This window comes from Methanospirillum hungatei JF-1 (assembly GCF_000013445.1).
GTDB lineage: Archaea > Halobacteriota > Methanomicrobia > Methanomicrobiales > Methanospirillaceae > Methanospirillum > Methanospirillum hungatei.
The window spans coordinates 2,135,762-2,161,000 of the sequence record NC_007796.1 but is presented as its reverse complement, the minus strand read 5'-3'; the positions used below and the strand labels follow the sequence as shown (position 1 = coordinate 2,161,000).

At 42.7% G+C, this 25,239-nt stretch carries 25 protein-coding genes and 2 pseudogenes; 8 read left to right on the top strand and 19 right to left on the bottom strand.

The window, feature by feature from the left end; all coding sequences use genetic code 11:
- Nucleotides 1–6: 6 nt before the first annotated feature.
- Genes MHUN_RS19020 through MHUN_RS09945 form a run of 3 tightly spaced genes read right to left on the bottom strand, consistent with a single transcriptional unit; the run spans nucleotide 7 to nucleotide 1,249 of the window.
- Nucleotides 7–168: a hypothetical protein gene (locus MHUN_RS19020; protein WP_158498210.1), complete on the bottom strand. Its 162-nt coding sequence runs from the start codon at nucleotides 166–168 to the stop codon at nucleotides 7–9.
- Complete coding sequence (locus MHUN_RS09950) at nucleotides 165–719, bottom strand: hypothetical protein (protein WP_011448888.1); 555 nt, start codon at nucleotides 717–719, stop codon at nucleotides 165–167. Before MHUN_RS09950 ends, MHUN_RS19020 begins: the two co-directional genes overlap by 4 nt.
- Nucleotides 720–745: 26 nt before the next feature.
- Nucleotides 746–1,249, bottom strand: a complete 504-nt coding sequence (locus MHUN_RS09945) for a hypothetical protein (RefSeq protein ID WP_011448887.1) — start codon at nucleotides 1,247–1,249, stop codon at nucleotides 746–748.
- Nucleotides 1,250–1,673: 424 nt separating this feature from the next.
- Here MHUN_RS09945 and MHUN_RS09940 point away from each other — a divergent pair, with 424 nt between their 5' ends.
- Entirely contained in the window at nucleotides 1,674–1,880 is a 207-nt protein-coding gene (locus tag MHUN_RS09940; protein ID WP_011448886.1) for a hypothetical protein, read from the top strand.
- The gene (locus tag MHUN_RS09935) at nucleotides 1,873–2,310 is read left to right on the top strand and encodes an N-6 DNA methylase (protein ID WP_048067432.1); all 438 of its coding nucleotides are present in this window, start codon (nucleotides 1,873–1,875) and stop codon (nucleotides 2,308–2,310) included. Before MHUN_RS09940 ends, MHUN_RS09935 begins: the two co-directional genes overlap by 8 nt.
- Nucleotides 2,311–2,534: 224 nt before the next feature.
- Here MHUN_RS09935 and MHUN_RS09930 read toward each other — a convergent pair whose 3' ends face one another.
- On the bottom strand, nucleotides 2,535–2,924 hold the full coding sequence (locus MHUN_RS09930; protein ID WP_011448885.1) for a type II toxin-antitoxin system VapC family toxin: 390 nt from the start codon (nucleotides 2,922–2,924) through the stop codon (nucleotides 2,535–2,537).
- Nucleotides 2,921–3,145 carry an AbrB/MazE/SpoVT family DNA-binding domain-containing protein gene (locus MHUN_RS09925; protein WP_011448884.1) on the bottom strand — a complete coding sequence of 75 codons (225 nt, stop codon included), beginning with the start codon at nucleotides 3,143–3,145 and terminating at the stop codon, nucleotides 2,921–2,923. The genes MHUN_RS09930 and MHUN_RS09925 overlap by 4 nt, the downstream gene beginning before the upstream one ends.
- A gap of 68 nt (nucleotides 3,146–3,213) precedes the next feature.
- Here MHUN_RS09925 and MHUN_RS19525 point away from each other — a divergent pair, with 68 nt between their 5' ends.
- From MHUN_RS19525 to MHUN_RS09910, 4 genes are all read left to right on the top strand, one after another.
- A complete protein-coding gene (locus tag MHUN_RS19525; RefSeq protein ID WP_275039218.1) occupies nucleotides 3,214–3,690 on the top strand; it encodes a type I restriction-modification system subunit M N-terminal domain-containing protein in 477 nt (158 codons plus the stop codon).
- A 103-nt stretch (nucleotides 3,691–3,793) separates the two neighbouring features.
- The gene (locus MHUN_RS09915) at nucleotides 3,794–4,009 is read left to right on the top strand and encodes a hypothetical protein (protein ID WP_048067431.1); all 216 of its coding nucleotides are present in this window, start codon (nucleotides 3,794–3,796) and stop codon (nucleotides 4,007–4,009) included.
- Between the two features lie 80 nt (nucleotides 4,010–4,089).
- Nucleotides 4,090–4,254 carry a type II toxin-antitoxin system RelE family toxin gene (locus MHUN_RS20040; protein WP_143709599.1) on the top strand — a complete coding sequence of 55 codons (165 nt, stop codon included), beginning with the start codon at nucleotides 4,090–4,092 and terminating at the stop codon, nucleotides 4,252–4,254.
- Nucleotides 4,255–4,884: 630 nt separating this feature from the next.
- Nucleotides 4,885–6,243 carry an IS4-like element ISMhu6 family transposase gene (locus tag MHUN_RS09910; RefSeq protein WP_011448882.1) on the top strand — a complete coding sequence of 453 codons (1,359 nt, stop codon included), beginning with the start codon at nucleotides 4,885–4,887 and terminating at the stop codon, nucleotides 6,241–6,243.
- Between the two features lie 759 nt (nucleotides 6,244–7,002).
- On the opposite strand, the gene brxL is transcribed toward MHUN_RS09910, so the two are convergent.
- The 3 genes from brxL to pglX (MHUN_RS09895) are packed head-to-tail and all read right to left on the bottom strand — an operon-like array spanning nucleotide 7,003 to nucleotide 13,371.
- Nucleotides 7,003–9,066, bottom strand: a complete 2,064-nt coding sequence (brxL, locus tag MHUN_RS09905) for a protease Lon-related BREX system protein BrxL (RefSeq protein ID WP_011448881.1) — start codon at nucleotides 9,064–9,066, stop codon at nucleotides 7,003–7,005.
- A 12-nt stretch (nucleotides 9,067–9,078) separates the two neighbouring features.
- Nucleotides 9,079–11,700 (bottom strand): BREX-1 system phosphatase PglZ type A, encoded by a 2,622-nt coding sequence (gene pglZ / locus MHUN_RS09900; RefSeq protein ID WP_011448880.1) that lies wholly within the window; start codon nucleotides 11,698–11,700, stop codon nucleotides 9,079–9,081.
- Between the two features lie 42 nt (nucleotides 11,701–11,742).
- Nucleotides 11,743–13,371 carry a BREX-1 system adenine-specific DNA-methyltransferase PglX gene (gene pglX, locus MHUN_RS09895; protein WP_143709455.1) on the bottom strand — a complete coding sequence of 543 codons (1,629 nt, stop codon included), beginning with the start codon at nucleotides 13,369–13,371 and terminating at the stop codon, nucleotides 11,743–11,745.
- Between the two features lie 98 nt (nucleotides 13,372–13,469).
- On the opposite strand from pglX (MHUN_RS09895), the gene MHUN_RS18325 reads away from it, so the two are divergent.
- Nucleotides 13,470–14,455, top strand: a protein-coding gene (locus MHUN_RS18325) for an IS1-like element ISMhu11 family transposase (RefSeq protein ID WP_143709314.1) whose coding sequence is annotated in 2 segments (ribosomal slippage) — nucleotides 13,470–13,863 and nucleotides 13,863–14,455 — 987 coding nt in all. Because the reading frame shifts where the segments join, the coding sequence is not laid out codon by codon here.
- On the opposite strand, the gene MHUN_RS19520 is transcribed toward MHUN_RS18325, so the two are convergent.
- From MHUN_RS19520 to MHUN_RS18710, 11 genes and pseudogenes are all read right to left on the bottom strand, one after another.
- Complete coding sequence (locus MHUN_RS19520; protein WP_239441517.1) at nucleotides 14,432–14,560, bottom strand: BREX-1 system adenine-specific DNA-methyltransferase PglX; 129 nt, start codon at nucleotides 14,558–14,560, stop codon at nucleotides 14,432–14,434. The genes MHUN_RS18325 and MHUN_RS19520 overlap by 24 nt on opposite strands.
- A 49-nt stretch (nucleotides 14,561–14,609) precedes the next feature.
- Nucleotides 14,610–14,888 carry a hypothetical protein gene (locus MHUN_RS09885; protein ID WP_011448879.1) on the bottom strand — a complete coding sequence of 93 codons (279 nt, stop codon included), beginning with the start codon at nucleotides 14,886–14,888 and terminating at the stop codon, nucleotides 14,610–14,612.
- Nucleotides 14,889–14,907: 19 nt separating this feature from the next.
- Nucleotides 14,908–15,615 carry an ATP-binding protein gene (locus tag MHUN_RS09880; protein ID WP_011448878.1) on the bottom strand — a complete coding sequence of 236 codons (708 nt, stop codon included), beginning with the start codon at nucleotides 15,613–15,615 and terminating at the stop codon, nucleotides 14,908–14,910.
- A 47-nt stretch (nucleotides 15,616–15,662) separates the two neighbouring features.
- A complete protein-coding gene (locus tag MHUN_RS09875) occupies nucleotides 15,663–16,049 on the bottom strand; it encodes a hypothetical protein (RefSeq protein ID WP_011448877.1) in 387 nt (128 codons plus the stop codon).
- A gap of 1 nt (nucleotide 16,050) precedes the next feature.
- On the bottom strand, nucleotides 16,051–16,584 hold the full coding sequence (locus MHUN_RS18715) for a hypothetical protein (RefSeq protein WP_011448876.1): 534 nt from the start codon (nucleotides 16,582–16,584) through the stop codon (nucleotides 16,051–16,053).
- The gene (locus MHUN_RS09865) at nucleotides 16,581–17,348 is read right to left on the bottom strand and encodes a TIGR04255 family protein (RefSeq protein WP_011448875.1); all 768 of its coding nucleotides are present in this window, start codon (nucleotides 17,346–17,348) and stop codon (nucleotides 16,581–16,583) included. The genes MHUN_RS18715 and MHUN_RS09865 overlap by 4 nt, the downstream gene beginning before the upstream one ends.
- A gap of 6 nt (nucleotides 17,349–17,354) precedes the next feature.
- Nucleotides 17,355–17,788 (bottom strand): annotated as a pseudogene (locus tag MHUN_RS18320) (helix-turn-helix domain-containing protein).
- Between the two features lie 95 nt (nucleotides 17,789–17,883).
- On the bottom strand, nucleotides 17,884–19,722 hold the full coding sequence (pglX, locus tag MHUN_RS09855; protein WP_011448874.1) for a BREX-1 system adenine-specific DNA-methyltransferase PglX: 1,839 nt from the start codon (nucleotides 19,720–19,722) through the stop codon (nucleotides 17,884–17,886).
- Between the two features lie 2 nt (nucleotides 19,723–19,724).
- Entirely contained in the window at nucleotides 19,725–23,261 is a 3,537-nt protein-coding gene (gene brxC / locus MHUN_RS09850) for a BREX system P-loop protein BrxC (RefSeq protein ID WP_011448873.1), read from the bottom strand.
- Nucleotides 23,262–23,274: 13 nt separating this feature from the next.
- Nucleotides 23,275–23,853, bottom strand: coding sequence for a DUF1788 domain-containing protein (locus tag MHUN_RS09845; protein WP_011448872.1), 579 nt, complete (start codon nucleotides 23,851–23,853; stop codon nucleotides 23,275–23,277).
- A 417-nt stretch (nucleotides 23,854–24,270) separates the two neighbouring features.
- Nucleotides 24,271–24,744 (bottom strand): annotated as a pseudogene (locus tag MHUN_RS18710) (transposase).
- Between MHUN_RS18710 and MHUN_RS09840 the strand changes: the two are divergent.
- Complete coding sequence (locus MHUN_RS09840; protein ID WP_083758448.1) at nucleotides 24,645–25,160, top strand: SprT-like domain-containing protein; 516 nt, start codon at nucleotides 24,645–24,647, stop codon at nucleotides 25,158–25,160. The pseudogene MHUN_RS18710 and the gene MHUN_RS09840 overlap by 100 nt on opposite strands.
- Nucleotides 25,161–25,239 lie beyond the last annotated feature (79 nt).

The following is a 25,239-nucleotide window of genomic DNA, read 5'->3' as shown; positions in this document are numbered from 1 at the left end:
CCCGGTTTAAATACAGATCATCGATCCGTACCTCCCCGTCCTCTCCTGCCCGGATGGTACACACCATATTCCGGGGCGTACCATGTGTAGGTACATCCCAGCAACAGCCCCGGCGTTTACAAGACCGATCCCAATGGATATTCCTGCAACAATCAGGTCAATACTCACTCATCATCTCTGAATACAATCCGTTCGGTCATATTCAGCCTGCCTGCAACATCACTGGTATAGAAGGTCTCATTGCTCTGGTCCTGTGACGATGCACGGGCAAGAATCAACCCGGTCCCGTTGACCATCGTTGTTGCTGATGTCTCTGATGAGGTAAGATCCCTCGATGATGTATACAGGCCGGACTTCATAAGCCCGGTATACCTGATCTCATCCTCGATTCTGGTCCGATTTTCAGAAATCTCAAATACACATCCGCTCTTTTTCGGGGTCTGATTTGCTTCCTGCCCGGAGTACTCATCAATTCCCATAGGACCAGACGAATCAGCAACGGTGACGGTCTCTACCTTCCCGTTATTTACCTGTAACTCTCTTATAATCGAAGCAATACTGGTAGTAAAGAGGTGTGCTGCATAGGTCTGCCCCTGTCCGATGACAGAAGATGAGACCCATGATGCCCCGTCACACATGATGGTTGATGATATCGAGTCTGCACCCACGAATCCGGCTATGAGCAGCAGAATACATCCAATCGCACATCCCCGGTTCATGTCATCACCACAAAATAATGGGGGGATTATGCCAGAGCCGGCACCGTATCTGCCCATGTCTCGATGGTGGAAAGGATGCTGTCCGCTTCAAAACTGGAGACGGTTACCTTATCCCGCTTGAAGGCGACATTGTAGAGTTCCCCGGATGCTGCATGGCACTTGAGGGTGACACTAAACCCATCTTCTGAACTGTCATGGGAAGCGGTTCCTCCTATGGCTGTTTCCAGGGCCTCGTTTGCAAGGATGTTTGCGATGGTTGTGTCAAAGGCTGCGGATGATGGTGCCCGGATACTGATCCGTCCGACCTGTTTTCCGTCATTGTTTTCGTATATGACGGTCCCTGTGTAGTTTTCTGCACTCTTCTGGACTGCCGGGAGGTTTTCTCCTCCGGACAGGTATGGGGTACATCCCCAGGGGTTATCGGAAAGGATGGTCCCGATGATGGTGTTCATTGCTTCCTTGTTTGCGAACGGTGTTGCGAGAATCCGTTCGGCTGATTTCACGGTTGACTTTGCGACAAAATCTGCCATTGTTTTTCTCCTGTCACGGGTGTGACCATACAAGGTCGATGGCAGGATAGAGGTGGTTAAAAATTGAGGTGAAAAAATGGGAATAGGATGGTCTGAATCAGGTTTGGTTGGGTTTGTAAAACGCTGGTGTGAAAATATCAAAGGTATATGAAGAGTTCAGAGCTTTTGGGTTGTTCCAGGTTATCAGAGGGTATTGATGACAGGAATCACGATCTGTCTGGAAAATTCCGATCTCACAATGGCTAAGCCTTTCGGTTGGGCAGGGTTTTCTTTAGGGCTTAATGGCTAAGGACATGTTGAAAAAAACCCTAAGTTTCATTTTTAACCGATTCGTCGTAATAAGATCCCCGTGATTTCAAGTGGGTCAGGTATGCTTTATATCCCGTACGTAACATCTATAGTAAAGTCGATCTCATAGAGGTATATGCCAGCACGTGATGTTATTCTTGATGAAATAGATGAACCTGGAATGGATGACCAGGAGTACCTTATTTCAGTTGTCCAGAGCAGGATACGGGACAGGAAACGAAATGCCCTGGCATTACGAGCTAAAGAAGCTTTATCCAATGTTGCATCAGGGAATGTTCAATCAGGAGGTTTTAAGGAGCTTTGGACTGACCTGAATGATTGAAGTCGTATGGGATGACAAGTCTGATTTTAACTTTGATGACAAACTGGGGAGAGGGAAGGAGAAGGTAGACCGGTTCACAAAACTCATCGCGATATACGAGAACCCTGATCTTGATTTCATTTCCAACCGGGCGGAATGTGACGATCCCCCTGGTGATGCCTATGAATACCTGATCAGCAACTTTTCTAAAGATTCGGGGAAGAGTAAAGGGAACTTCTTCACGCCCTCGGAGATCTCCCGGATCATGGCAAAGGTCATCGGGATTACTTCGGAGACGAAACGGGGTCAGACCATCTATGATCCGACAGGAGGGTCCGGATCGCTTATTCTGAAAGGGGCGAATGCGGATCCGAATGCTCTTACCATCTACCTGCAGGAGAAGGACAATACCACCAAGGGGCATCTGAAGTGGATGGGGGTTGTGGTATGAGAGAGGAGAACAACCATATACTAAATGGTGTCACTATCTGAGAGTGGAAAGTGTGAAATAAGCCTTGAAACAGGTAAAATACAAAATACAGGATTTAAAAACATTTTGTTGACGTCAACAAACTGGTCTTTCAAGGTTCTGGTTTTGAACGCCATAACGATGATATCCCTTGGACCTGATGAATCGTATTTACCTATTATTATATATCGGTTTATGACTAGGCTTCACATGTATTTTTTCATCTCAATTCCCATTTCAGAGAAATGTGTGTCACCAGTTACAACTACAGCCTGAATTTCCCGGGCAGTTGACGCAATAATGGCATCTGCTAGCGAAATACCTGCTTTTTTGATGGATCCAGCCGACAGGGCAATTGAAATTGTTACCGGAATTATTGTAAGATTAGAAGTGAGGATAGGATGTAAACGTTTTTCTGACTCATCTTCTCCAAATCTTTTAAAATAGAGGTACTTCAATTCGGTTAGTGTAACGGTTGAAATAAAACCATCTGCCTTTCCATTCTCTATCTCCTCAAAGATCGATTGAACTATTTCATGACCTGGTTCGTTGTGAAATAAGGTGATGAGTGCATGTGTATCAAAAAGATAATTCATACCAAAGAACGTTCCTGTTTTCTTAATTTTTCCAGATCGTCCAATAGTCCGTCTTCATTATATGCACCCATGAGCACAGATAGTTTCGAGCAGGGTATGAGCAAAAGGCCATTTTCACGTTCTTCCAGGAGTATCGTGTCCCCATCATTAAGATTATATTTTTTTCTTAATGGTAAAGGGATGAAGATGTGTCCATTATCTGCTACCTTCCCGACTTCCATATAGGATATTTATTATGGTGGAACTTGAAATTTTCCTCAATGGTTAAAAATCAGAACTTTATAACTCACTGTGGAAGAGTTGCGATGAACTCCGGGGAGGTATGGATGCATCCCAATACAAAGATTATGTGCTCGTCCTCCTCTTCGTCAAGTATGTGTCGGATAAATATGCCGGAGATAAGAAGGCATTAATCGAAGTTCCTTCTGGTGGGAGTTTCTCCGACATGGTTGCTCTTAAGGGAAATCCGGAGATAGGGGATAAGATCAATCAGATCATCGGAAAGCTCGCTGAGGCGAACGAGCTCAAAGGGGTTATTGACCAGGCCCCGGATGCTGCATGGCACTTGAGGGTGATCCTGAATCCATCCTCTGAACTGTCGTGGGAGGCGGTTCCCCTTATGGCTGTTTCAAGGGCTTCATTTGCAAGAATGTTTGCAATGGGTGTGTCAAATGCTCCGGATGATGGTGCCCGGATGCTTATATGTCATTCATTGATGTCCACGAGTGAGAAAAATTCTTATCTCTGCTGGCTTTTTGAAAAATGAATATAGGGAGAGCATCAGTTTTGATCTTCGCGATGCGGGCAGTGATCTGGTTCAATATTACCTATAAATTCCCAATTGATCAATTCAGTAACTAGGAAAGAATATGGACGAAACCACACCAGGACCCGTCATAATCAGTTCAGAGGCATTTTCAAGACTGAAACGATTACAATCAGAATTTGAAGAGGTTATTGAAACGATTGAAATTCTTAATACGCCGGATTTAATGGAGCAGATTCAGCGTTCAAGAGAAGACGTTCTTGCCGGAAGGACCCATTCCATTTCCAGTCCGGATGATCTCGATAGTATCTGGGAATAACATGCAGATAGAATACACTGAAGAATTCAAAAGGTGTCTTAAAAAGATCCGGGATAAGGGGTTACAGGTAAAAATAAAAAATTGTTGAGAAGATCATCGAAAATCCAGACGTTGGTAAACCCTTACAATATGAGCTTGCTGGGATGAGGAGTGTTAGGGTCCCTCCATTTAGGATATTATATGAATATACTCACGATCATCTGATCCTTCATACGTTTGAACATAGAGATTCAGTTTATAAATAGATCCTGGAAATGGAGAGCCTGAAATCCCTCTACAGGACCAAATCTCTCATGCAAATACCCTTTCCCGTATGATTCAATCTTATCCTGGTTTTTTTGCCATCTTCAATGACAAGATCCACTTTTTTATTGAATGTATCTTCAAAGAAAATTTTTTTGAACCATATAATTTCGATTCCTTACTGAAAGGTGACAAGGATGTTAAAATCAATCCCTGGAGATACAGTACACGTAATCGATGAAAAAATAAACCAATCAGCGATATTCCAAATCTTCTTTTCAGATCCAAAAGCAAATTCCCGTCCCCTCTCATAATCCCGAGTCTATTCGGTGCTTTCTTATAGAAAATAACGAAAACCCCCTTCCAACAAATCAGGTTTTTTTAATATTTTTGAAACTATCAATAAACATTTGAGGATTTTTTACCCTCATCAATCAATAACACACTATCACTAATACATCTCTACAGCAATATTCTTGGTACGAATTCATGCATGACAGCTTTATGGCCTGATACCTAACAGAGCCAAAATCAGTGTTACTTATCAAGAATACATTTTCAAATACAAATCGATACCTTTATATATTTTCGGCGCCGCCCTACGGTGAGCACCGTCGGGCGACCTAAAGAATATGAAGAAGCCTTCTTCTAAGTGTCTAAAAAACCTAAAATCTTGGGTATTTCAAAAATTTACCTTTGATTTTATTGAAAAGACAGCTCGGGAAACAGGATTTATGCAGAGAAAAAGGAAACTCGATCCTGTTCTTTTGATATTTACCCTCATTTTTGGAGTCAGCAGTCATATGAAACCCACATTAGACGAGATCCATCGTCATTATATTGACCTTGATGATAATCCAAAGATACTAACCTCAATTCGTAACCAAAGTTTCAGGAAGCGGTTTAATTTAAAATTAGTAGATTTTCTGAAATCACTGATGGAACATTATATAGATCAAATGGTTCATCAGTCTCCTGCTCATTTAAAGGGAATTGTAGGGGGTTTCAAAGATATTTTAGTTCAAGACAGCAGTATTATTCGAATTAGTAAAAAACTCTATGAATTGCATCCTGCAGCACGTTCTCGCGATGAATCTGCTGGATTAAAGATCCATGCAATTTATAGTGTTGTTTCTAATTCAGTAAAAAATGCAATTATAACAACAGAAAGGGTTCATGACTCTAAGATGTTAAAAATTGGACCTGAAATAGAGAATATTCTCCTAATAAACGACCTGGGATACTATTCTCTAAAAATTTTCTCTAAAATTCAACAATATGGAGGTTTTTTTGTTAGTAGAATAAAAAGCAATGCTGTTTTTAAGGTTGTTTCAATCAATTCAGGACCTTCTGAAATAACATCAATTGTTGATCATATTCGTTTTAAAAGCATTAATGGCTACGATTTTTTAGATCTAATGCCAAAAAAAGGAGTTTATGATCTCATTTGTTCATTTCATGTTGGAGACAAGCGGATTAACAAAATTAAAACTCCAATTTTTCAAGAATTCAGGGTAATTTGTACCTGGAATCCTCTTACTGAAAAATGGCACCTCTATATCACAAATATCAGTAAAGAGTTATTTTCGGCTGATGATATTTATGATTTATACCGATTTCGTTGGGTGATTGAACTTATTTTTAAGGAATTAAAAGGGGATTACGACCTTGGAAAAATGTTTCTCGGAAATGAGCCAATGGCGTTTATTCACATTTATTCCATGTTACTACGGTTTATTATTAGCAGAGATCTGTTTTCCTGGATTGTATCTACGTCTCGAAAAAATGATAAAGGAAAATATACCCCGATGTTATGGTCAAAAGTATTTTCAGAGAAAGGATTGGAGTTTTTGAGTGTTTTGAATCAAAATTTATTTGGCAAAGGGAACGTAAACAAACGATGGGTTAAATTAGAAAAATCACTGCGGCACCTTGCAAAAAGCCGCAACATAAAAGAAACTCTCTCATTGAAATTTTCTGAAATTTTGTAGGTCTTTATCTTCGGATCGATAGTCTGAAGGAGGGTTATGTACTATTAGTTATCGTTAAAAAACCGGAAAATACTCGTAATTCTCTCTTTTTTTTCTATCGCCTCTTTGAAGTTTCAATGATTGTAGTTTAGACCACTATTGTGAGACATTTGCGCGTCTGGGTTAAAGAAATGGATCAGAGAAGTATCTCTATCTTCATGATAAGACATACAGTGTAATAAGAATTATTGAAAAATTATGCCTCAAGATCTGGATTAATCTACAAAGCTGTCTTACATGGGTACGAATTATTACGGTTTATTGTGCTGCCTGCGGAAGAAAACTATTCCGATACCAGAAGATTGGAAAAGGCAGACTCCTGCACCACTGGCATTCGCGGATTTCCTCTGATTATACCATCAGGAGAGGAAATGACGTTTATTGTACGTGTGGCCAGCATATTGGTGTTGTTGAGCCGAAATGGATCAATCTTCACGGTGGTTCGTTTACGATCAGGGGTTCAGCATTAAAAAAGTAAGTTATCCTGGGTTCCCGTATGTTCATGATGAGTCGGGCGGGTTTACCTCCCGCGTATGAATCAAATGTTTTTTCATGAAGTATTTCCTGGCTCTTTGGTGGTCTGATATAGTGGGGGGAAGTGATTGGTTTACCTGGGGTGAGTTTGAGGATGTGCCGGAGGGGTATGGGAGATAATGATATTTCAAAGAACCTAACCCCAATGACTGATTTCTATAAATAGGGCTTGATATTTCTTTTATCCTACGACAATACAATCGATTTATACACCGCATCGACTGGATCTTCATAGAATGATATCTGAAATTTGCTGAAGAGGTCAGGGGGAACAACCGAGATCTTTCCTGCTGATGAGATCGGTATCAGGACTTTTTTTGCCCCGGCATCAAGAGCAATCTGAAGGAGATCGGATAGATTATCAATAGTGCTCACCGAGCCACCGATGGTGAAGGTCCCAAGAATGACAATCGACTCATGGACCGGTTTTCCAAGAGCACCGGAACAGAGACTGATGAAAGCCGGAAGAGCCAGTTCATCTGATATCCCAACACCCATGAGATCCTGCACATGGAGCTGATAATCCCGTTCCTTGGTGGAGATGCTCTGGCTTACAGACTTTGCATTGGCTTTGAAATAATGAAAAGCGGTCTGGACTGATTCCTTTGCTTTCATATTTGATCCAAGACCCGATTTTTCATATTTTCCAGAGCCGGGTATAACCTGGAGCTCAAACTTATATACTCCTATTTTACCCTCTTCATTTCGACTTACTGAATATACCTGACCTGGTTTGGTCATACCTTCGGGGATTAACTTACTCCCTCCGCTCTCCGGGACTGTCACGAAATGCTCGGTCCCTTCTTCGTTATCGAAATAAGAGAAGTTGACATCGTAAAACTCAATGCCCCCGATTTTTTTGAGTTGTTCTTTTACCCTTCTCCGTCCGACAAGGGCATATTCCAGTATCTCACGAACATCTTCTTTTGTGGCACTGTCATCCGGGTAGATGAGTTTTAAAAGACCGGAACAGGTTTTCTTGATGGCTATGGTGTCACGCTGGTTCAGGTTACTGCCAAATCTGAAGTATTTGAAGATAGTGTCACCAAACGAACGTTTCCTCATCTCACGGAGGTATTCGGCCAGGTAATCCACGATGAATCCATACCGCATGGTGAAGTGTTCAGGTCTGAATTTGGGAACTTCCCAACCGGGGAGATAGTAATGTATCCGGTCAAAAAAGGCACTGTCATTGTTCATTGCATCAGGGAACGGAGCAAAGAGATGGGCGGTCTTGAGTAAGGACTGGATACTTTCATTGACGTTTCCGACAAATACGATTGAGGCATTTGCATTGATCTGGTCTTTTCCCCGGGCAAATGAACCGGATGCCATGTAATCCTTGAGTATCTGGATGCCATCCTTGTCCTTGAACCTGATTCCGGCTACTTCATCAAAAGCAACGACATCCCAGAGCCCGACAAGTCCGACCTGTCGTAAGCTTAGGTTGTAAAAGAGGTTTGCGACGGTGGTTTGTCCTCCGGAGATGAGGATTGAATTTGGGGATATCTCTTTGTATACATGGGATTTGCCAGTGCTTCTCGGCCCAAGTTCACAAAGGTTGTAATTATTTTCAACCAGGGGTACAAGCCTCAGGAGCAGGTGCCATTTTACCGTATAATCAAGGGTGTCCGGTTCCATCCCGACGGTCCGGAGTAGTATATCGATCCACTCATCTTTGGTGAAGTATTTCCTCCGGTCGATGAGTTCATTTATATCCATGTTCGGGATCTGAATCGGTTTGAGACTTGCGATGACAAAGGGTGATCGCGATCCTTCGGACATATATTCCATCTTTACGATGCACCAGATCCCACCCCCGAGCAATTTCTCATATCTTCTGATTGTTTCCGGTTCAATCTCTATCTCCTTGATTCCAAGGGATGAGAACTCTGCTTCATATACATCCCTCTTTTCATTCAGCCGGACGGTTATTTTATCAATGACGGTGTAATACCCGGTCTCCCTGATTCTGGATTTGATAAGTTCAGCTTCATCAGGCCGGACGTAATTGTCTGCCAGAATCCGTTTTACTTTTGTGACTCCTTCTTCTATGAGTGATTCATCATCGGTGGCACAATAGGATCCAAGCAGGTATTCAAGGACATAGACCGGGACATTATTGGACCCTTTGAGTTTTATGGTGAGGTCTTTTCTGACCACCCTGCCGGGAAACCAGGTGTTAAGCTTCCTATCTGTATCAGGATCATCGCTCTGTTCCGGTAGTGGTTCGGGTGTCAGGTCAGTCATGTCACATCACGTTTAAAAATCATCGGGTATCAAAATATCAACTTCAACGGGTATCTCGAGGACATCGCGGAATGTTGCTTTCACATCTTCATCTATGGCTTTCAGGATGTATATACCATTTTTAATTTTGCTGTCCATGGTCAGGGTGATATTTATTTTTCTCTGGTTTGGATCATCTGTGGTTCTGTCGGCCAGAATGACCTTTTCATCGCTGACTCTGGCACCGGAGTTATCATAGAGGGCAATCCTGCATTTGAGGTGTCCTCGTTTCTCGGTTACGTTTTCGGTCTGGAACAGGGTAATTTTGAATGGGTTGTTCGTTATCTTCCTGCTCTGTCCGATGAGGGTGATGCCAACCTTTCCATATTCAATACCCTTTTTATCAAGGTCTGACAGGGATTTGTTGTGGTTATAGAGGAGCACCGGGATTGCTATCTCTTGTAAGGACAATCCGCCATGGACGAAATTTCGTCCGCCTCCGGCCATTTTAAACCTGAGATCTGCATAGGGTGTGTAGATATAGAGCGTTTTTTGTTCATCTGAGATATAATCCATGAGAAAGCGATGGGTGTTCATGAGGTTGGTCTTTTCACTGCTGATGATGAACCGCTTGTTTGAGGAGATGAATTGATCTTTGTCAAATCCGGCTACATCAATGACATCGATATCTTCAAGGGCATTACGGGTATAGAGAAATCCGTGATCTGCCGTGATGATGATGTTACTGATGTTCAGGGAATTGACCAGGCGGTTTACCATGTCTTCAATCTCCTGGATTGTTTCATCAGCGGCTTTGAACACTTCATCTTCGGATTGCTGGTTATCTCCGGTATCATCTATCTTATTGTGGTAGATATATATCACCCGCTTTCCCCTGATTTTTTCCCTGGCTTGATCTCTTCTGAGCTCACGGAGCTCTTTGAACCGGAGTGCAATCGACTCCTCTTTGGTCCTGGTGAGAATTTTCTCCCGGTTTTCAATGCCATCAGCGTTCATTCCGTCAACGAGGATGTGTTCTTTTTGAAATTCAAGTATGGTATGAGGAAGGAGTGCCGCCATCCCAAGTTTGGTATATGAAGGGAGACATCCGGCCATAGAAGTGAGTTCAATGGTGCCGTTTGTGTTCTTATTGAGGTTTTCTTTTAGTTCAACGGCTACCTCGTACCGCATGGCATCGGAGATGATGACCGCCACTTTATCACGGTCATTTCTGGAGATGATCTTATCTACATGGGCGGTATAGAACTGTTCCTGGGGCTCTATGAGTTCAACTCCCCAGCTGGTCCGGTCTTGTGCCGTGATAAGGTCACTCCATTTCATCTGGATCTTCTGGGTGATATGGAGGTACTGCCGCTCGACAATCTCCCGGATATGGGTTTTTAAGATGTCTTTATCGCTGGTTTTGTCATAAGAGGTGTAGAATTTCCGGTACTGATAGTCAAGGAGATAATACCGGTCAGTATAGGTCCGGAAGAGTTCATGAGGGGTAGCTGCGAGGATCTTCTCTTCTTCGCACTGCTCTGCTAGCCGGATGAGGTTTATTGCAGATACCAGGGCAGCGTAAATGTCCTCAAACTCATGGAAGTAGTGTTTTGTCTTTCGTGCTTCGATCCAGGAGAGGTACTTGTCATAGTCCTGCCCGCCATCGGAGAGGGTTGATACTATCTTTCTGATGATGCTCTTGTCAAAGATGTCAGGTGCTTCGGGATTCAGATAGCCTTCTATTCGTTCATTATCCACGATGGAGGTCAGTTCTTTCTCGAGTTTTTTATCCTGTTCCGTCAGGAGGTCGGTGCAGTAGCTGTCAAATCGGGCTGAATCCCGGGCGTGATGCATCCATCCGGAGATGAATAACTCACATTCATTTCCTTGTCGTTTTGCATTGACGAACTGTTCCAGGTGGCCGAGCGGGAGGGTGGCATTCCGGTCGATGTGGGTGATGAGAAGACTTAGGAATAATTTTTTCAGGGTCGGGCTCTCCTGGTAATACCCGAATTGTTTCCGCACTATCTCCCAGAACCGTTCGGTGAGGTCAAACTTTGCTATCTGTTCCCAGAGGGTATTCTCATCTTCATGAAGGGAACCCATCAGGACCGACTTTATTATCTCACGGACGTCCGGGGCGGATGCATTCGAGAGAACGGCGAGTATTCCCCTGATGCAGTCCTCTTCTCTCCAGGCTGGTTCATAGAACTTCTTAAATCCAAGGGCACGTCTCTTATTCGAGAAGAATTTCTGGTTGGCTCCAAGGAAGGGATCAAGGTCATATCCTTCGATTCCTATCTCTGCCTTGATATCTGATATCCGGCTGTTTTCGAACCGTTCGGAGTAGAGCTGGATGTCTAATAGCCAGTTCTTCTCATAGTCTGGTTCAGGCTGGGCTGAGTAGATGAGGTAGGATGATGTGATATCTTCATGTTCAAGGAGTTTTTTGGTGGCAAAATAATTCCCGTTCAGGATATGCATCCGAATGCCCTGCTCTCCGAGTGCCTCTCTGATATGGGTCAGGTCCTCTTCCCCGGCGGTCTGTTCCCCGTCGTACCAGAAGACGATCTTTCTGGTCTCAAATTCAGAGAGGGTTTTAAATTTCTCCAGGATTGCAGCGGTTGTCTTCTCAATACTCAGAATAGCCATAATTTCCCTCTCCCCGGTCTTTCTCTCCTGATTCCTGGGAGTTCATATCGCCCGGACCAGTCCCTTAAACTTTGCATAATTGACAACAACGCCGTCATCAAGGTCTATCTCGATGAGTGCAAGTGCCTTGTTGTTGAGGAGTTCATCCCACGTTTTCATCTCATCGATCTGCTTCTTGATCTTGGATATCCGTGCTTTGTTCTTCACCGGGTCCTCACTCAAAGCGGTGAGTTCTGCATCCAGTTTTGCTTCGAGTTCAAGGAGGTAATCGGTCCTCATCTTTGCGAGCGTCGTCTTATTGTACCGGTGCATGTAGATGAGGGCATTGAATCCCTGTTGCTTTCCGGATGAGAACATCCAGTATATGGGCCGTTTCTTGTATCGCTGGACGTGATCTTTAAAGAAGTCCTTGAGGAAGTAGTCCCTGATGACCTTCTCTGGTGAGGGTGTGCTCTTTCCGGTCAATGCCTGGGCGATGTAATCAAGGTTCTGGGAGAGGGTCTTCTCTCCAAATACGATCTTAAGGAAATTTTTGAATCTGCCTACGATGTCATCAGGGAAGTATTCGTCATCAAGGACCGGGATGATGTTGTCATCGTCAGGTCTGAATGTGGGGTGTGGTACCTGTTTCAGGTAATCCTCGACGGTCTCTCCCTGGTTTGCGAGGATAAGGCCTGGTTTGTCCAGTGAGTACCGCCCGAACATGCACCCGACGGCATAGGAGATGAGCTCTTTGATGGTATCGGTTCGGAGGAGGGCTTCGAGTTCCTCTTCCGGTTTACTGGCGTCATACCGGTAATGGGGGTTGCAGGTGAGGGTGATCTCGGAGAGGGGGACGTCAGGGGTGAGTTCGTCCTGCAGGCCATAGGCTTCGATAAATATTTTATTGTTCTCCTCTTCGAGTTCTTTCATCTCGGTGGTCATCTCCTGCCAATGGGAGCGGAGTTTCTGGTAGGAGGCTTCGATGGTCGGAGAGAGGTATTCGGGGGAGATGAGGGGGAGGGTGGTGAAGTCCCAGGAGGTTTCGTATGAGTCCCAGTCTTGACGAGAGATAGTAATGATTTTTTTCACCGTTGATGTGATTTTATCACTAAAAATGCTAATTTTTTCCTCTAACCAAGGTAAAACACCTACATTTCCTACTTGAAAATTTAATGTAGGATTCATTGTCATTAATAAATCAAAGGTAATTTTTGTGCATAAAAAACCAACAATCGGAAAATATTGACTATTTTTTTTGGGAAATGCACAACATCCACTCATATCAAAAATATATCCTTTATTTGAAATTCGAACTCCAAATTTCGAGGAACTAATAAAGGTCCAGGTAATATTCTCTTTAAAATATAGATGGCGTGATCTTGGATATGCTCGACCCGATTTTACTATTTCTGAACCATCATTCTCCCAATTTACTAAATGCGTATTATTTCCATACCATTTACGAAATTCTCCACCCTTATTATATGGAAACCACTTTTTTCCAGAAACAATTGCTTCCTCTGGGTTAGAGATTCCCCACCCGCATTTATTATCACAAACTTCAAACCAATTTCGAACGAAAATATTGTTATCTCCTGTTGTCATACCACAGACTACGCTTGAAATATCAAATAATGGAACGGATTGAGTAAATATTTCTCTTACTCTATCGGTTACCCAATAAGCAATAGGTAGTGCCCTGTTAGCAAGCTGGTAATACTAAGTGCAAATAAAGTATTAAATTTTATGTACTAAAAATTAATATAAGTTTAGATATAATTATTTTCATGGTTGGAAAACGTGGTCCTATATTGATTACGTGTCAAAATCCGGATTGTACTTATTTTCAAATTGAAGATGGAAAGAATATTACTAAAAATGGGCATAATTCTGCAGGCAATCAACAGTACTATTGCCATCACTGTCGACGTTTTTTTATTGAAACTAAAAATACTCCTCTGTATGATTCTCGTTTACCACGAACTGCTGTTCTCATAATTGCGAAACACTCGACTGAAAAAACTTCAATTCGAGGAGTATCTCGAGTTACCGGACACCATCGCGACACTATATCTCGATATTATCACTTAATCGGTGAACATGCTGAAAAACTCAACGATTATTTTATTCATGACATTTCCGCGGGGGATTGTGAGATGGATGAAATTTGGGAGTTTGTTCAAAAAAAAACAAGAATCTCCTAACAACTGACTCTGAAGAATTAGGTGATTGTTGGTCCTATACTTGTTTTAAAAGGGATTCTGGATTATTTTTAGCATTTGAATCTGGAAAAAGAAATATTGATACTTGTGCAGATATGTTAGTTCGATTTTTTAACCGAATGGAACTTCCAACGCCAGAAAACAAAATATCGATTTTTACTGATGGAAACGTCCAATATAGCATTTGTTTACCTGAATTATATTGTGAGCCATGCTTGGATTATGGTCAGGTGATCAAAGTAAAAGAGAAGAATAAACTTGTTTATGTCATTCGAGAGAAAATTATGGGAAATCCAGATAGTAAAGCAATCTCTACCTCAGTCATTGAGGGCTACAATAATAAAATCAGACAACGATTGAGCCGTTTTGGAAGGAAAACTGCCTCTTTTTCAAAAAAACTCAATAGATTCATTTCAGCGCTAAATATCTTTCAATTTGTGCATAATTTTATCGAAGTAAAAAGTAGTCACAAGTCTCCAGCAATGTTAGAAAGTATTACTGATCATCTTTGGAATTGGAGTGAGTTTTTAAACTACCATGTTCAGTTCTAAAGGAGGCCAGTACCAAGCAATAGGACTTCCCGGAATCTTCTTAAAATCCTCTGCCGATGCCCGATAAAAATTCGGAACCGGATTATTACTCTTCGTATCTACCATATCTTTTCCTCTTACACACATCCAAACCCTGACCTGATCCTGTCATTTCTCATGATATTCCCTCTTCTATCAGCCTTCGCTCCATGAGGATATTCAGCCCCAGTTTTTCAGGTTGAAGATACAGTATATCCCCCGATGCAAAGATCTGTTTTTGTTCATGTAGTATCGAATATCTTCGATCTGCATAGTTATTTTCAGTAAAAAGGATATGATCGAAGGTCAGACTATCAGACATCCAGACATACCTGTCCATCAGTCCGGAATCCTGATGACACATTGAATTCGCTACCCGGTGGGTGATGAATTCATGAGAGGGAATAATATTCATACACTTTTTTCCTTTATTTTCATATAATTGCCAGAAGATCCTTTCCTTTCGGGGTAATCCGGTACTTCTGCTTACTGCTGTTTGGTTTATCTGGTATCGTCATCTCCAGCAGCTCCTTATCCAGCAACGGATTGATCACCGCTTCTCTGAACGTACTCCGGTTGGTTCTCTGTACCACCGCCATCAGGTCTGTAATTCCGGACTCCTGAATGCATTTCTGCAAGACCATTCGCTGCTCATCATTCAGATCAACCTGGTCCCTGCCGGAAGGACTGAGTCCCGACTTGGTCCCAACTTGGTCCCTACTTAGTCCCTCGGTATGAATCACCAGTTCTTCAGAGAGAAAAACTCTCACCCGGACCCGCATCCCGATCTCCTCGATCACCGGTTCGGTAAGCTCCAAATCCGAAGCCTCTTGAAGTATCCGGCGAAACCCGCTCCCCCACTGTTCAATCAGATCTAACTCCCGAAACACCCGGGCAATCACCCGGTTCCGGATCTTCGACACCCCGGACTTCACATCCTCAATCGTCATACCAGGGAGGAGAATGCCGGGATTTTCCACCTCAATCCGGTCATCAAAGAATGACAACCGTATCGGTACTCCTATCTGTGAATAATCTGCATGGACAAGAGCATTGATGATGACCTCCTGAAGCATCGTGAGCGGAATACTCCAGACATCCTTCCTTTTTATTTCTAAGAAGTTAAAGATTGCTTCATGCATATCTCTTATCCTGGTCCGACTGTATGAGGTTTGGAAGTGCATTTCAGTCACAGAATGAGATTAATTATAGTATCTGCGAGTTTTATTGATATATCAGCCATCCTTTTTGGATCTTCCGTAAGGTGATCAAAATAGTCGCATTCAACCCGTTTATCTTTCAATACTTTTAGAAAGGTTCCTGCTTTTCGGTGATTTTTTGATTCAGAATTACTATAATAATCAATCACTTGTTCGTGGATATTAACACCTGAAAAAGCTCCTATGATTCTTTCAGCCCTCCTTCGTGAATACATAAATGCACCATAGTATGCTCTGCTTACAATGGCCCGATACAGAGCAGTATGATATAGAGCATTTGGAATAGGATTTTGTTGTAATTGCTTCGCTAATTCAATATATTCTTCCCAGTCAAATGAGGAGGATTGAGTTTGCATATTACTGTGAAGGCATAAAGTCAGTAGTTAGAAGAAATTTGCTTTTACTTCCTGAAAAAAGATAAGAACAAGACTCCTCAATCTCAAAAGCAATATCAAAAAAATCATCAGGGTAATGTGAAAGCCTGACACACAGTCTGATGTAATCAATTCCCGAATCAGGATCCATTCTTGTCTCTAAGAAATATTGAGTGTTATCAGGGAAAATTCTATCAATTCTCCGAATTACTTCATCAACCCCACTGATCATTTCAGGATTTTTCTGAAAGAAATACATGATCGTTGATTTGGAATCTGTTTTCACTCGATCAATGATGGATTGAATATAGGATGTACTATGAGTGCCACTAGTAACTTTTATTGACGTAATTGAAGAATACCCAAAAAACGAGGTAATTTCTATTGGTACATCTCGCTTTCCTTCAAATGCTTTTGGTCTTTGCATTGATATTTTCGAAAAAACTGAACTATTTTCTCTCCAGGGTTGAGGATAATAGTCATGTACTGAAGTTTCGTGAATTATTGCAGGTGTCATCTAAATGACTCCATTAATTCATCTGAACACATTTTCAAAAACCAGTCATGCGTAAGATCATGGGCCTGATTACACCATTGAATGATTTTCTCAGGCGTTTTTGGAACTGTTTCTCCTTCAATGTGAACGGTAGTTTCCCAGGTGAATTTGCCCGGTGGTGTTCCATGCCCATAGATATATCGGATCATTACCAAAGTTCCATCTCCTTCCCGAGGAAATGTCTGATATATATCAAATCCAACCGGCCTGTTCATTACTCCGGTATTAATAAACAATGCTTCAGGCATTACAATATCAGCCCCCACAGACTGTTTTAGATACTCTTTAGGGTCAGTTCCTTCAGGTATAGTAACCGCATCGATATATCGAAGGTTCATCTCTAAGATCTGTAATGAATCAAGTTCAGGATAGACACGAAAAAAATTTTCTACCAGATCTCGGATCCGCTTGGAAAAATCAGGCCATGAATAATGAGTCGTGTCATTAAGAGTCAAAATTCCAGATCCTATCTGAACAAGAGGCCATTGTTCTTTAGATGGTCTGAATCGATGTTGAACGATATAAGGAACCATTTCATCTGGAATATTTGATGTTTGAAGGGGTTCATGAAATGAGTACCCTAATTCACGTAATTTTCCATAAAGGGTGCCAATAAGAATTTGATAATGTGGGTCTTTCAAAAACCCGGGCTGAATTGAATCCAATCTCCATTTTAATTCAAAAATCACTTCCTGGAGAGGTGGATGAGGCAGCCGATTATCCATGGTATATTAATTCAGTATGGAAAGAATATGAATTTTGTTAAAGGGTTTCAAATCCAGGAAAAGGGCATCTAGAGAGAGCTCGGGCATTGGCATCTCATCAAACGAGATCCCTGAACAGGACCTATTCAGTTCGGCAATGAGTTCCCGGTCAGCCTTCCGGTTGGTTGACCCAAGCCTGACATACACTCCTTCCACCGGGCCTTCTTTTTTGAGGAAATGGGGCCGTTGTCCACTCGGGTACACCTGGACCATGAGAAGTGTCTGATCTTCGATGGAGATGAGATCCACATCAGGGACAAGCCGGGGGACGATTGAATCGGCAATCAGACTGCAGAGTCGCTCTTCCTCACCGAATGGATCAGCAATACCCGTGACCGTCCGGGTGGTATCCTCTACGCCGATAATAATCCGCCGCCTGCGGTATTGGCAAAGGCTACGATCGTCTTGAGAATATTCTTTGGAGAGGAGAGATCCCTCTTGAACTCAAGGGTTTTTCCTTCCGGCTGGGTGAGAAGATCTTGTGGTGAGAGGATGGTTATGCCCCCGTTATTGAAAGGCCTGCACCTTTGTTTCTCTCATTGTATGGTGGAAATGATATGGGTTTTCCATCAGAACCGATGTTTTCATACTCTACATAACAGAAGTAACCCTTATAGTCCTTAATGTATGCATTGCACCATACGGTAGCAGCCGTTCCAAATGCAATACCCATCACTCCATTCGCCATATGAGACATGCAAATAATTGTAGCATTGTCAAGAATATTCTGCCTCATTTTTTCATATGAAGACAAGAACATCCAACTTTGCATGGTAACCATTGCACTATATCCCTGATGGACAAGAAGATCAAACCCTCTTTCGATAAACATCGCAAAAAGATCTGATTTGCTATTCGGGTAGAATTTTTTTGCATAATCACGAAGCTGATTATTCATCCCTTTATTGCCCATATACGGCGGGTTTGCAATTACCACATGATATCTGGGCTGTAAATACTCAGTCTGTTCCAAAACTTTCAGAACTTTCTGATGCGTATCAAACAGGAGCAGATTTGAGGACATATTCTTCTCCGCCAGAATTTTTCTGATATCCGTTACATCACCGACCATTGGCCGGATGAGCGATCCGAAGTTCTCCGCCTCCGTAAACTGCATGAGAGTCTCTTTCAGGCCGGTCGGAAAGAGATTACTCCCCACGGCAGATATGTACGAATCAATATCCTCTTCATCCAGCTCGATATTCTCAAGAACACAGATATGAGGCTGAACCGGGTGATCAAAGAACTTCTTATCCATCCTCCTCGCTTTCATCACCAATGCGAATGCTGCAAGAGATCCCGCCCGTTTGTCTATCTCGATCCCATATAAATTATGGGTCAGAATAAACTCCGGGATCTCCTGCTCCAGGTACCCCTCTTCCTTGTAGATCTCATAGAGCAGGTCAAAGGCATAAACAAGAATATGCCCTGAACCACAGGCAGGATCACAGACCTTCAGCTCTTCCGGAGATGAAATCTTCAGAAAATCGGTCTCCTGCTCATCCGGCCGGATGTAATACTCCATCCGCTCATATAGCCGTGAGTGGGGGCGATTCAGCATCCAGAGCCGGCCAAGGGAGTTCTCAACCATATACTGAACAATCCACTTGGGCGTAAAGAGCTGGGTCACTGCCGGAATCTGGTCTGCCGTGTACTGTTTCTTCGCTTTAATCAGGACATCCTTCTTCTCGGCGATATAATCCTGGTATATCCAGCCGATGATCTCCGTCTCCCTCCAGTCATCCTCGGGGATGATAGTATTCAGATCTCTGAGCATGGAGTCGGTATGGAGCAGCCGGTCAGGGAAGAGCAGCTCAGAATAATCCTGAATTGGTTCAAAAAGAAACGGCATCGTTGTATGCAGATAATTACACAGCCGAAGGAAGAGATACCGAAAGAGTTCCTCATGCCGGCCATCCGACTTCAGATCCAGGACATGCTCCCGATCGATATCCAGGAAGGTGAGATCCAGAGCCTTTGTCAGAATATCAGGATCAGTCTTCCCGGATGAGGTTGAGGAGAAGACCCGAACCGGCAGGTAATCATTCACCTCCATGAACCGGATGGCAACAAACCGGTTAAACCAGGTATAGGTAACCTCCTCCATCACCCGGTCGTACCCTTTCTTCTCGATTTCTTTGACTAAATACGCCCGCTGATCCCGAATACTCCGGGGATAGACCTCTCCGCCGATGATGATCGAATCCTCAAACTCCTGCTCCACCGTTGCTATTGCTTTCCCCGTAATCCCATAATGAGCAGCCCGCTTCTTCGTCTCTTCAAGGAGGTTCTTCCGGAGAGAATCAGAAAAAAGTTGTATCTTTGCCTTATCCACGATCAGATCACCTCGATGTTCTTATCTTTGAGTATCTCCCGAAGCTTCACCCTGATACCCGCCAGATACCGCTCAAGATCCTCCTCATTCTCAATGACAGTATTAGTCCTGAAGAAATCGGTTGAATTGATGACATGGTTTGATCGTACCGGGACCGGATTAATATCTGGTTCGTTCTCGATAATTTTTTTAATCTTCTCTTCCGTAGTTTTACAGGCCCGGATATAGAGATTAGAGAGATTTGATGCCGCCAACTTAAGATGAGAACAATCGTTCGAATTCAGTGCCCGGCTTACAGAACCATCAAACGTCTCCCTGACTAGAGGTGCTATTGACTCCTTGTACTCATCCGAATAACTGAACTTTCTATCTATCTTCTGTTTGAACTGATCAGCAGAATTCTTCAGTTCTTCCTGTAACCGCTCACGTGATACTGCGAGAGATCCCTCAATCACACTCTCCAGTTGAGGAAGCTTTTTGATATCAGAATAAGGATTATCAGCCTTTATGATCCGGTCCAACTCCTGCAGGCTCTCCTGTGCCGAATCATCTAAAAATTGGGAGTTTCGGTGATACCCGTCAATCTTATCAAGCACCCTCTTGAAGATATCCTTCTGATTCCCTTCAAAGAACTGTACCGCCACACCTGCCTCATGAGCCATATCTGCAAGAGTATCCTTATCCTCTGACAGTTTCTCAAGAAATGCGGTCGGATCAGAGATGGAGAGGATCTCTTTTATCATGGTCAGATATGGCTCAATTCGTTTCCTGCCAGGATACCGTGGCTCTTCAGAATACCGGGCCAGATCAGCAGCGAGTTCCCCTTTCTTCTCATCAAGGGTAGACCGGATGAGATCAGAGATCTCCTGCTCCTTTTCCGGAAGAGCAGAAATATCATAGACATCACGAAGCAATGCCTTCACATTCTGAATAATCTCTGCAGACGTCTTCTTCTTCAGTTCAATGACAATCTTATCGAAATTCTCCTTTCTGGTGATATATCTGGCAATATCCTCCGGATTATGAGCAAGATACGCCCGCTGATACCGGAGCCTGATATCATCACCCTTGTAGAGCATGGCAAGAAGACCGGATATTGTCATCACCTTCCAGCCATAGGGCTTTCTGGAGAAATGAGAGATAAGTTCACTCATCACCACCGGTACCTTCTTCTCATCCTTCACACTGATGTAGTCATGCATCTCCTGTAAAGCCAGATGATTCACTTCAGACGTGCTCACTCCGAACTGTGTAAGATCAGCCGATTTCAGCACCCGGAGAACATCCGAATCAGACGCAAACTCTTGGTTCACATAATGGGATTTATGATAAACAGCCTTGATGAGTCGCTCAAATCCATCCCGTACCAGTTCCTTCGGACTTCCAGACGAAAGGGAAACCTCAATGCCATCAACAAAAACCCGGGCATCTTTCACCCCCTCATGAATAGCAGAGATAGACGATTCCTTCAGGGACGCTGCTTCCTGCTGCTTCTCAATAAGATATTTCTTCATCAGCTCATCATTCCGGTTCGACCGGGTCTGCTTTAGAAATTTCTCAATTTGAAGATACCCCTGAATCTGCCCGACAAATCCACTCTCTTCCGGAAAGATAAAAAGAAGCGTATCTTTCGAGTCAATATTACTCAAATTCTCCCCGCCAAGAGACTGCTGACCGCTCCCTCTGACATACTCATCAGCAAGCGGAGTCAGAAACCGGATCGTCAGATCTGCATCAGAAGAGGAGGATACCTTGTCATCAACCGACTTATTGAACTTATACTCGCCATATGACTTCTGACAGATGGAATTGGACGTAAACACCTGATCAAAGATCTCCTGCACAATCAGATGACGGTCAATATCAATCTGTTTAATCTCCCTGTTGATCTCCTGCTCCTCATTCGTCAGGAAATAGAAGTTATCACCGGACTTACTAATAAGGGTCTCCCGTTCAAGCCGGTTCAAAGAAGCAATAACCCGTTCCCGAAGCTGTAACTTATCCTCATCAACGCTGGACAATGAAAGGACAATAATATTATCAAGATTTTTTGGTAACTCCTGTACATGGCGGATCATAAAGAGCGTCTTGAGCAGGAGACAGTCAAACTCCTCAAGATGTTCATTATCCCCCGCCTGGGTGATCGTCCGCTTAATAATGGGATCAAGAAAACTCTCTATCGTATCATAAAAGGAATAAAAGGGCACCAAAGTTCCAAGATCAGAAGACCCGTACCGCTCTGCTGCCTCCTTGTATGCATTGAGCATGGACCGCTCACCCTTGGCCAGATGTTTCCCGGTAAACCCGGTCGTCCGGATCTTCTCAAACACCTTCTGCAGGACGATAAACTGATAGGGAACAAACGGATACACCGAGGTAAAATCATCACCATCCCGGTAATTCTTCATCTCCGCTCCCCCTGAGAACGAGATAAGATTCTTTAATATGGTCTTCTTCTCCTCATAAAAGAGAGAGAGCATCTCGGTATACTCCTCTTTCTTCTTCAGTATCCTCTTCTTGATAACCTCGTCAACATTTGCACTGGAAAGACTGACACGGGTATCAAACCTGGCCTGAATTTTGGAAAAGTCCTGTTTCACCTCTTTTCCTTTCATCGCCTTTAAGGCAGTCTCAATATCAGCCTGTGATGTAACGATAATCCATGCCTTTCCCTTAAGGATTGTCCCGAGTTCCTCAGCTACCGTCTGCAGGTTCAGCATCAGCTGGCTGTTATCACCGATATACTGCCCAATCTCATCAATCAGGAAGACCACCTGATGATCTCTCCCCCGAGCCTCACAATAGGTTTTAACCTTCTGTGCAAACTTCTCCGGCGTGAGAATATAATTCTGCCCATCAGATTCAAACATCCGTTCAGAGGACTCCTTACTCTGAAACAAACACCGATCCAGGGCTTCAATAATAACATCCTGCTCAAAAGAATACCGGGTTCTGACCTCTTCCCAGGGTTCTCCTGAGATCTCTGCTATTGCATCCTTAAACTTCTGATACAGCCCCTTCTCTTCAAGCCTCTCTTCGAGCTCCGCAATCCAGAAGACATCAGGAAAATACCCTCTCTTCTCATTAAATACCCGCATTAGGATATCGACAATCCTCTCTCCCGTCTCCCCTGACTTTGAATCAATATTAAAGAGGATAACATCCTTTGTCCCGGTCCTGACAGACTTCTCTATTGTAGTTAAAATATCAGAGTCAGAGATCTTTGACTGAAAAAACTCAAGTGCACTCTTTCCGAAAACCTTCCGGTTCTCAAGAAGGTATGAGAGAATCTTCAGAAAGTGAGACTTCCCGGATCCGAAATCACCTGATATCCAGACCCCGGTCTTATCAGTAGGAGAATCAAGAGCTGATGCATACCGCTGAAAGAAGGTATCAATGTATTTGAGCGATTCCTTCGTGACCACATACTCATCAAGTTCAGTAAATACATTCTGATCATCCTCCTGATCGACCTTGATGACACCATTAATCTCTCGTGTAATATCATTGATAAATAAATCCTGAATCTTCGGCTCCATATTACATCTCCCTTTATGCAGTTCCTTCGTCAATCATCCGAAACGCCCGGTAATAATTTGCATCTTTGAATTTCCTGAAAAGACTCAACTCCGAATTGGTATACTCACCGGGGTAAAAGGCTAATAACGGAATATTTCCCAGAACCGGTTGAAGATTGTTGAGAATAGAGTGGAGCCTTATAAGTGGCCAGGCTTTTCCTATCCCGGTAAGTAATATCAACTCAAAAGCGTCCTCTGAAACAACTCTCTGCTGAATCTCATTCTTTAAATTCTCTGGTTTCAGAATAATCTGCAATTTTTTTAATAATTTATCCGACCCTTTATTCTTCTCAAATTCATTGATCTTATCTGATGATATTTTGCTCTCAATGATCTCTAGACATAATTCATACAGATCTATCTCCATATAATGAATAGAGCGAGAAGTCAGTTTTTCCTGAATCTTCCGTATCGAATATCTGACAAAATGTTCATCTTCCGGCGGGTAATCAAATATCCAAAAGGGGATCTCATTCCCGAGCCCTCTTGCTTTTAAAAAATCCTCACGAACGATTTTCCCTTTGAGAAGTTCCATCCGGGCCTCAGTATTCATATATGAAGTCCAATCAAAGAATCGTTAGAATTTACTTATAAATATAGATTGTGAAATGTATACTTCATCCCTTTTCTCCCACGTACTGATCACTCCATTCAAAAATGAGTCAAGAACAGATCGAAGAAGAATAGAGCTCCATGCAAGACAGCTTTGTAGATTAATCCAGATCTTGAGGCATAATTTTTCAATAATTCGTAATACATTGTATATTATATCCTGAATCTAGAGACACTTCTCTGATCCATTTCTTTAACCCCGACGTGCAAATCTCTTATTATCGTGGTCTAAACTACAATTATTGAAACTTTAAAGAGACATTAGAAAAAAAGAGAGAATTACGAGTATTTTCTGATATTTTAACGATAACTAATAGTACATAACCCTCCTTTAGACCATCGATCCGAAGATAAAGACCTAAAAAATTTCAGAAAATTTCAATGAGAGAGTTTCGTTTATGTTGCGGCATTTTGCAAGGTGCCGCAGTGATCTCTCTAATTTATCCCATCGTTTGTTTATGTTCCCTTTGCCAAATAAATTTTGATTCAAAACACTCAAAAACTCTAATCCTTTCTCTTAAAATACTTTTGACCATAACATCGGGGTAAATTTTCCTTTATCATTTTTTCGAGACGTAGATATAATTCAGGCAAACAGATCTCTGCTAATAATAAACCGTAGTAACATGGAATAAATGTGAATAAACGCCATTGGCTCATTTCTGAGAAACATTTTTCCAAGTTTGTAATCCCCTTTTAAATCCTTAAAAATAAGTTCAATCACCCAACGAAATCGGTATAAATCATAAATATGTCTCCCGTGAGAGTCATTACTACCTGGGAAAACGATATCTTCTCTCAATTCAGGAAGAGAAAGGAAAACAGGGGATATCGATCCACAAGTCGAAAGGGATGATCCTGTTTGTCCGTCCGGGATCTACCGCTGAAAGAAGAGAAAAGATCCTCACCGAATGGTATCGTGATGAACTCAAAAAGATAGTTGCTGCTCGTATAGAAAAATGGGAAACGGACCTTGGGGTAACGGTCAAAGCCTTTGGTGTCCGGAAAATGAAGACCAGATGGGGGAGTTGTAACCCGAAGGCCGGAAGAATACTAATAAATCTGGAGATGATCAAAAAACCGGAACGATGTATTGATTATATCGTCCTGCATGAGATGGCTCATCTGATTGAAAAACGGCATAATGATCGGTTTCGAGAAATTCTTACGCATCATATGCCCCGGTGGCAGACGTACCGGGATGAACTGAACGAGGCACCGTTAGGACATGATGAATGGCGGGAATAATTGGAGCACCGAGATATCACCGAAATATTTCGCCCTCCATTTTCAGTTCGGTGAGCGGGATTATATCATGAAGTTCAAG

Excerpts from the sequence above, each read along its gene's own strand:
- MHUN_RS09940 (WP_011448886.1), top strand. The coding sequence starts at position 1,674 with ATGCCAGCACGTGATGTTATTCTTGATGAAATAGATGAACCTGGAATG.
- MHUN_RS09925 (WP_011448884.1), bottom strand. The coding sequence starts at position 3,145 with ATGGAAGTCGGGAAGGTAGCAGATAATGGACACATCTTCATCCCTTTA.
- MHUN_RS19520 (WP_239441517.1), bottom strand. The coding sequence starts at position 14,560 with ATGGTAGATACGAAGAGTAATAATCCGGTTCCGAATTTTTATCGGGCA.
- MHUN_RS09880 (WP_011448878.1), bottom strand. The coding sequence starts at position 15,615 with ATGCATGAAGCAATCTTTAACTTCTTAGAAATAAAAAGGAAGGATGTC.
- MHUN_RS09930 (WP_011448885.1), bottom strand. The coding sequence starts at position 2,924 with ATGAATTATCTTTTTGATACACATGCACTCATCACCTTATTTCACAAC.
- MHUN_RS09885 (WP_011448879.1), bottom strand. The coding sequence starts at position 14,888 with ATGAATATTATTCCCTCTCATGAATTCATCACCCACCGGGTAGCGAAT.
- MHUN_RS09945 (WP_011448887.1), bottom strand. The coding sequence starts at position 1,249 with ATGGCAGATTTTGTCGCAAAGTCAACCGTGAAATCAGCCGAACGGATT.
- MHUN_RS09915 (WP_048067431.1), top strand. The coding sequence starts at position 3,794 with ATGGACGAAACCACACCAGGACCCGTCATAATCAGTTCAGAGGCATTT.
- pglZ (WP_011448880.1), bottom strand. The coding sequence starts at position 11,700 with ATGGCTATTCTGAGTATTGAGAAGACAACCGCTGCAATCCTGGAGAAA.
- brxC (WP_011448873.1), bottom strand. The coding sequence starts at position 23,261 with ATGGAGCCGAAGATTCAGGATTTATTTATCAATGATATTACACGAGAG.
- MHUN_RS18715 (WP_011448876.1), bottom strand. The coding sequence starts at position 16,584 with ATGACACCTGCAATAATTCACGAAACTTCAGTACATGACTATTATCCT.
- MHUN_RS09910 (WP_011448882.1), top strand. The coding sequence starts at position 4,885 with ATGAAGAAGCCTTCTTCTAAGTGTCTAAAAAACCTAAAATCTTGGGTA.
- MHUN_RS09935 (WP_048067432.1), top strand. The coding sequence starts at position 1,873 with ATGATTGAAGTCGTATGGGATGACAAGTCTGATTTTAACTTTGATGAC.
- brxL (WP_011448881.1), bottom strand. The coding sequence starts at position 9,066 with ATGACTGACCTGACACCCGAACCACTACCGGAACAGAGCGATGATCCT.
- MHUN_RS09875 (WP_011448877.1), bottom strand. The coding sequence starts at position 16,049 with ATGCAAACTCAATCCTCCTCATTTGACTGGGAAGAATATATTGAATTA.
- MHUN_RS09950 (WP_011448888.1), bottom strand. The coding sequence starts at position 719 with ATGAACCGGGGATGTGCGATTGGATGTATTCTGCTGCTCATAGCCGGA.
- MHUN_RS09865 (WP_011448875.1), bottom strand. The coding sequence starts at position 17,348 with ATGGATAATCGGCTGCCTCATCCACCTCTCCAGGAAGTGATTTTTGAA.
- MHUN_RS09845 (WP_011448872.1), bottom strand. The coding sequence starts at position 23,853 with ATGAATACTGAGGCCCGGATGGAACTTCTCAAAGGGAAAATCGTTCGT.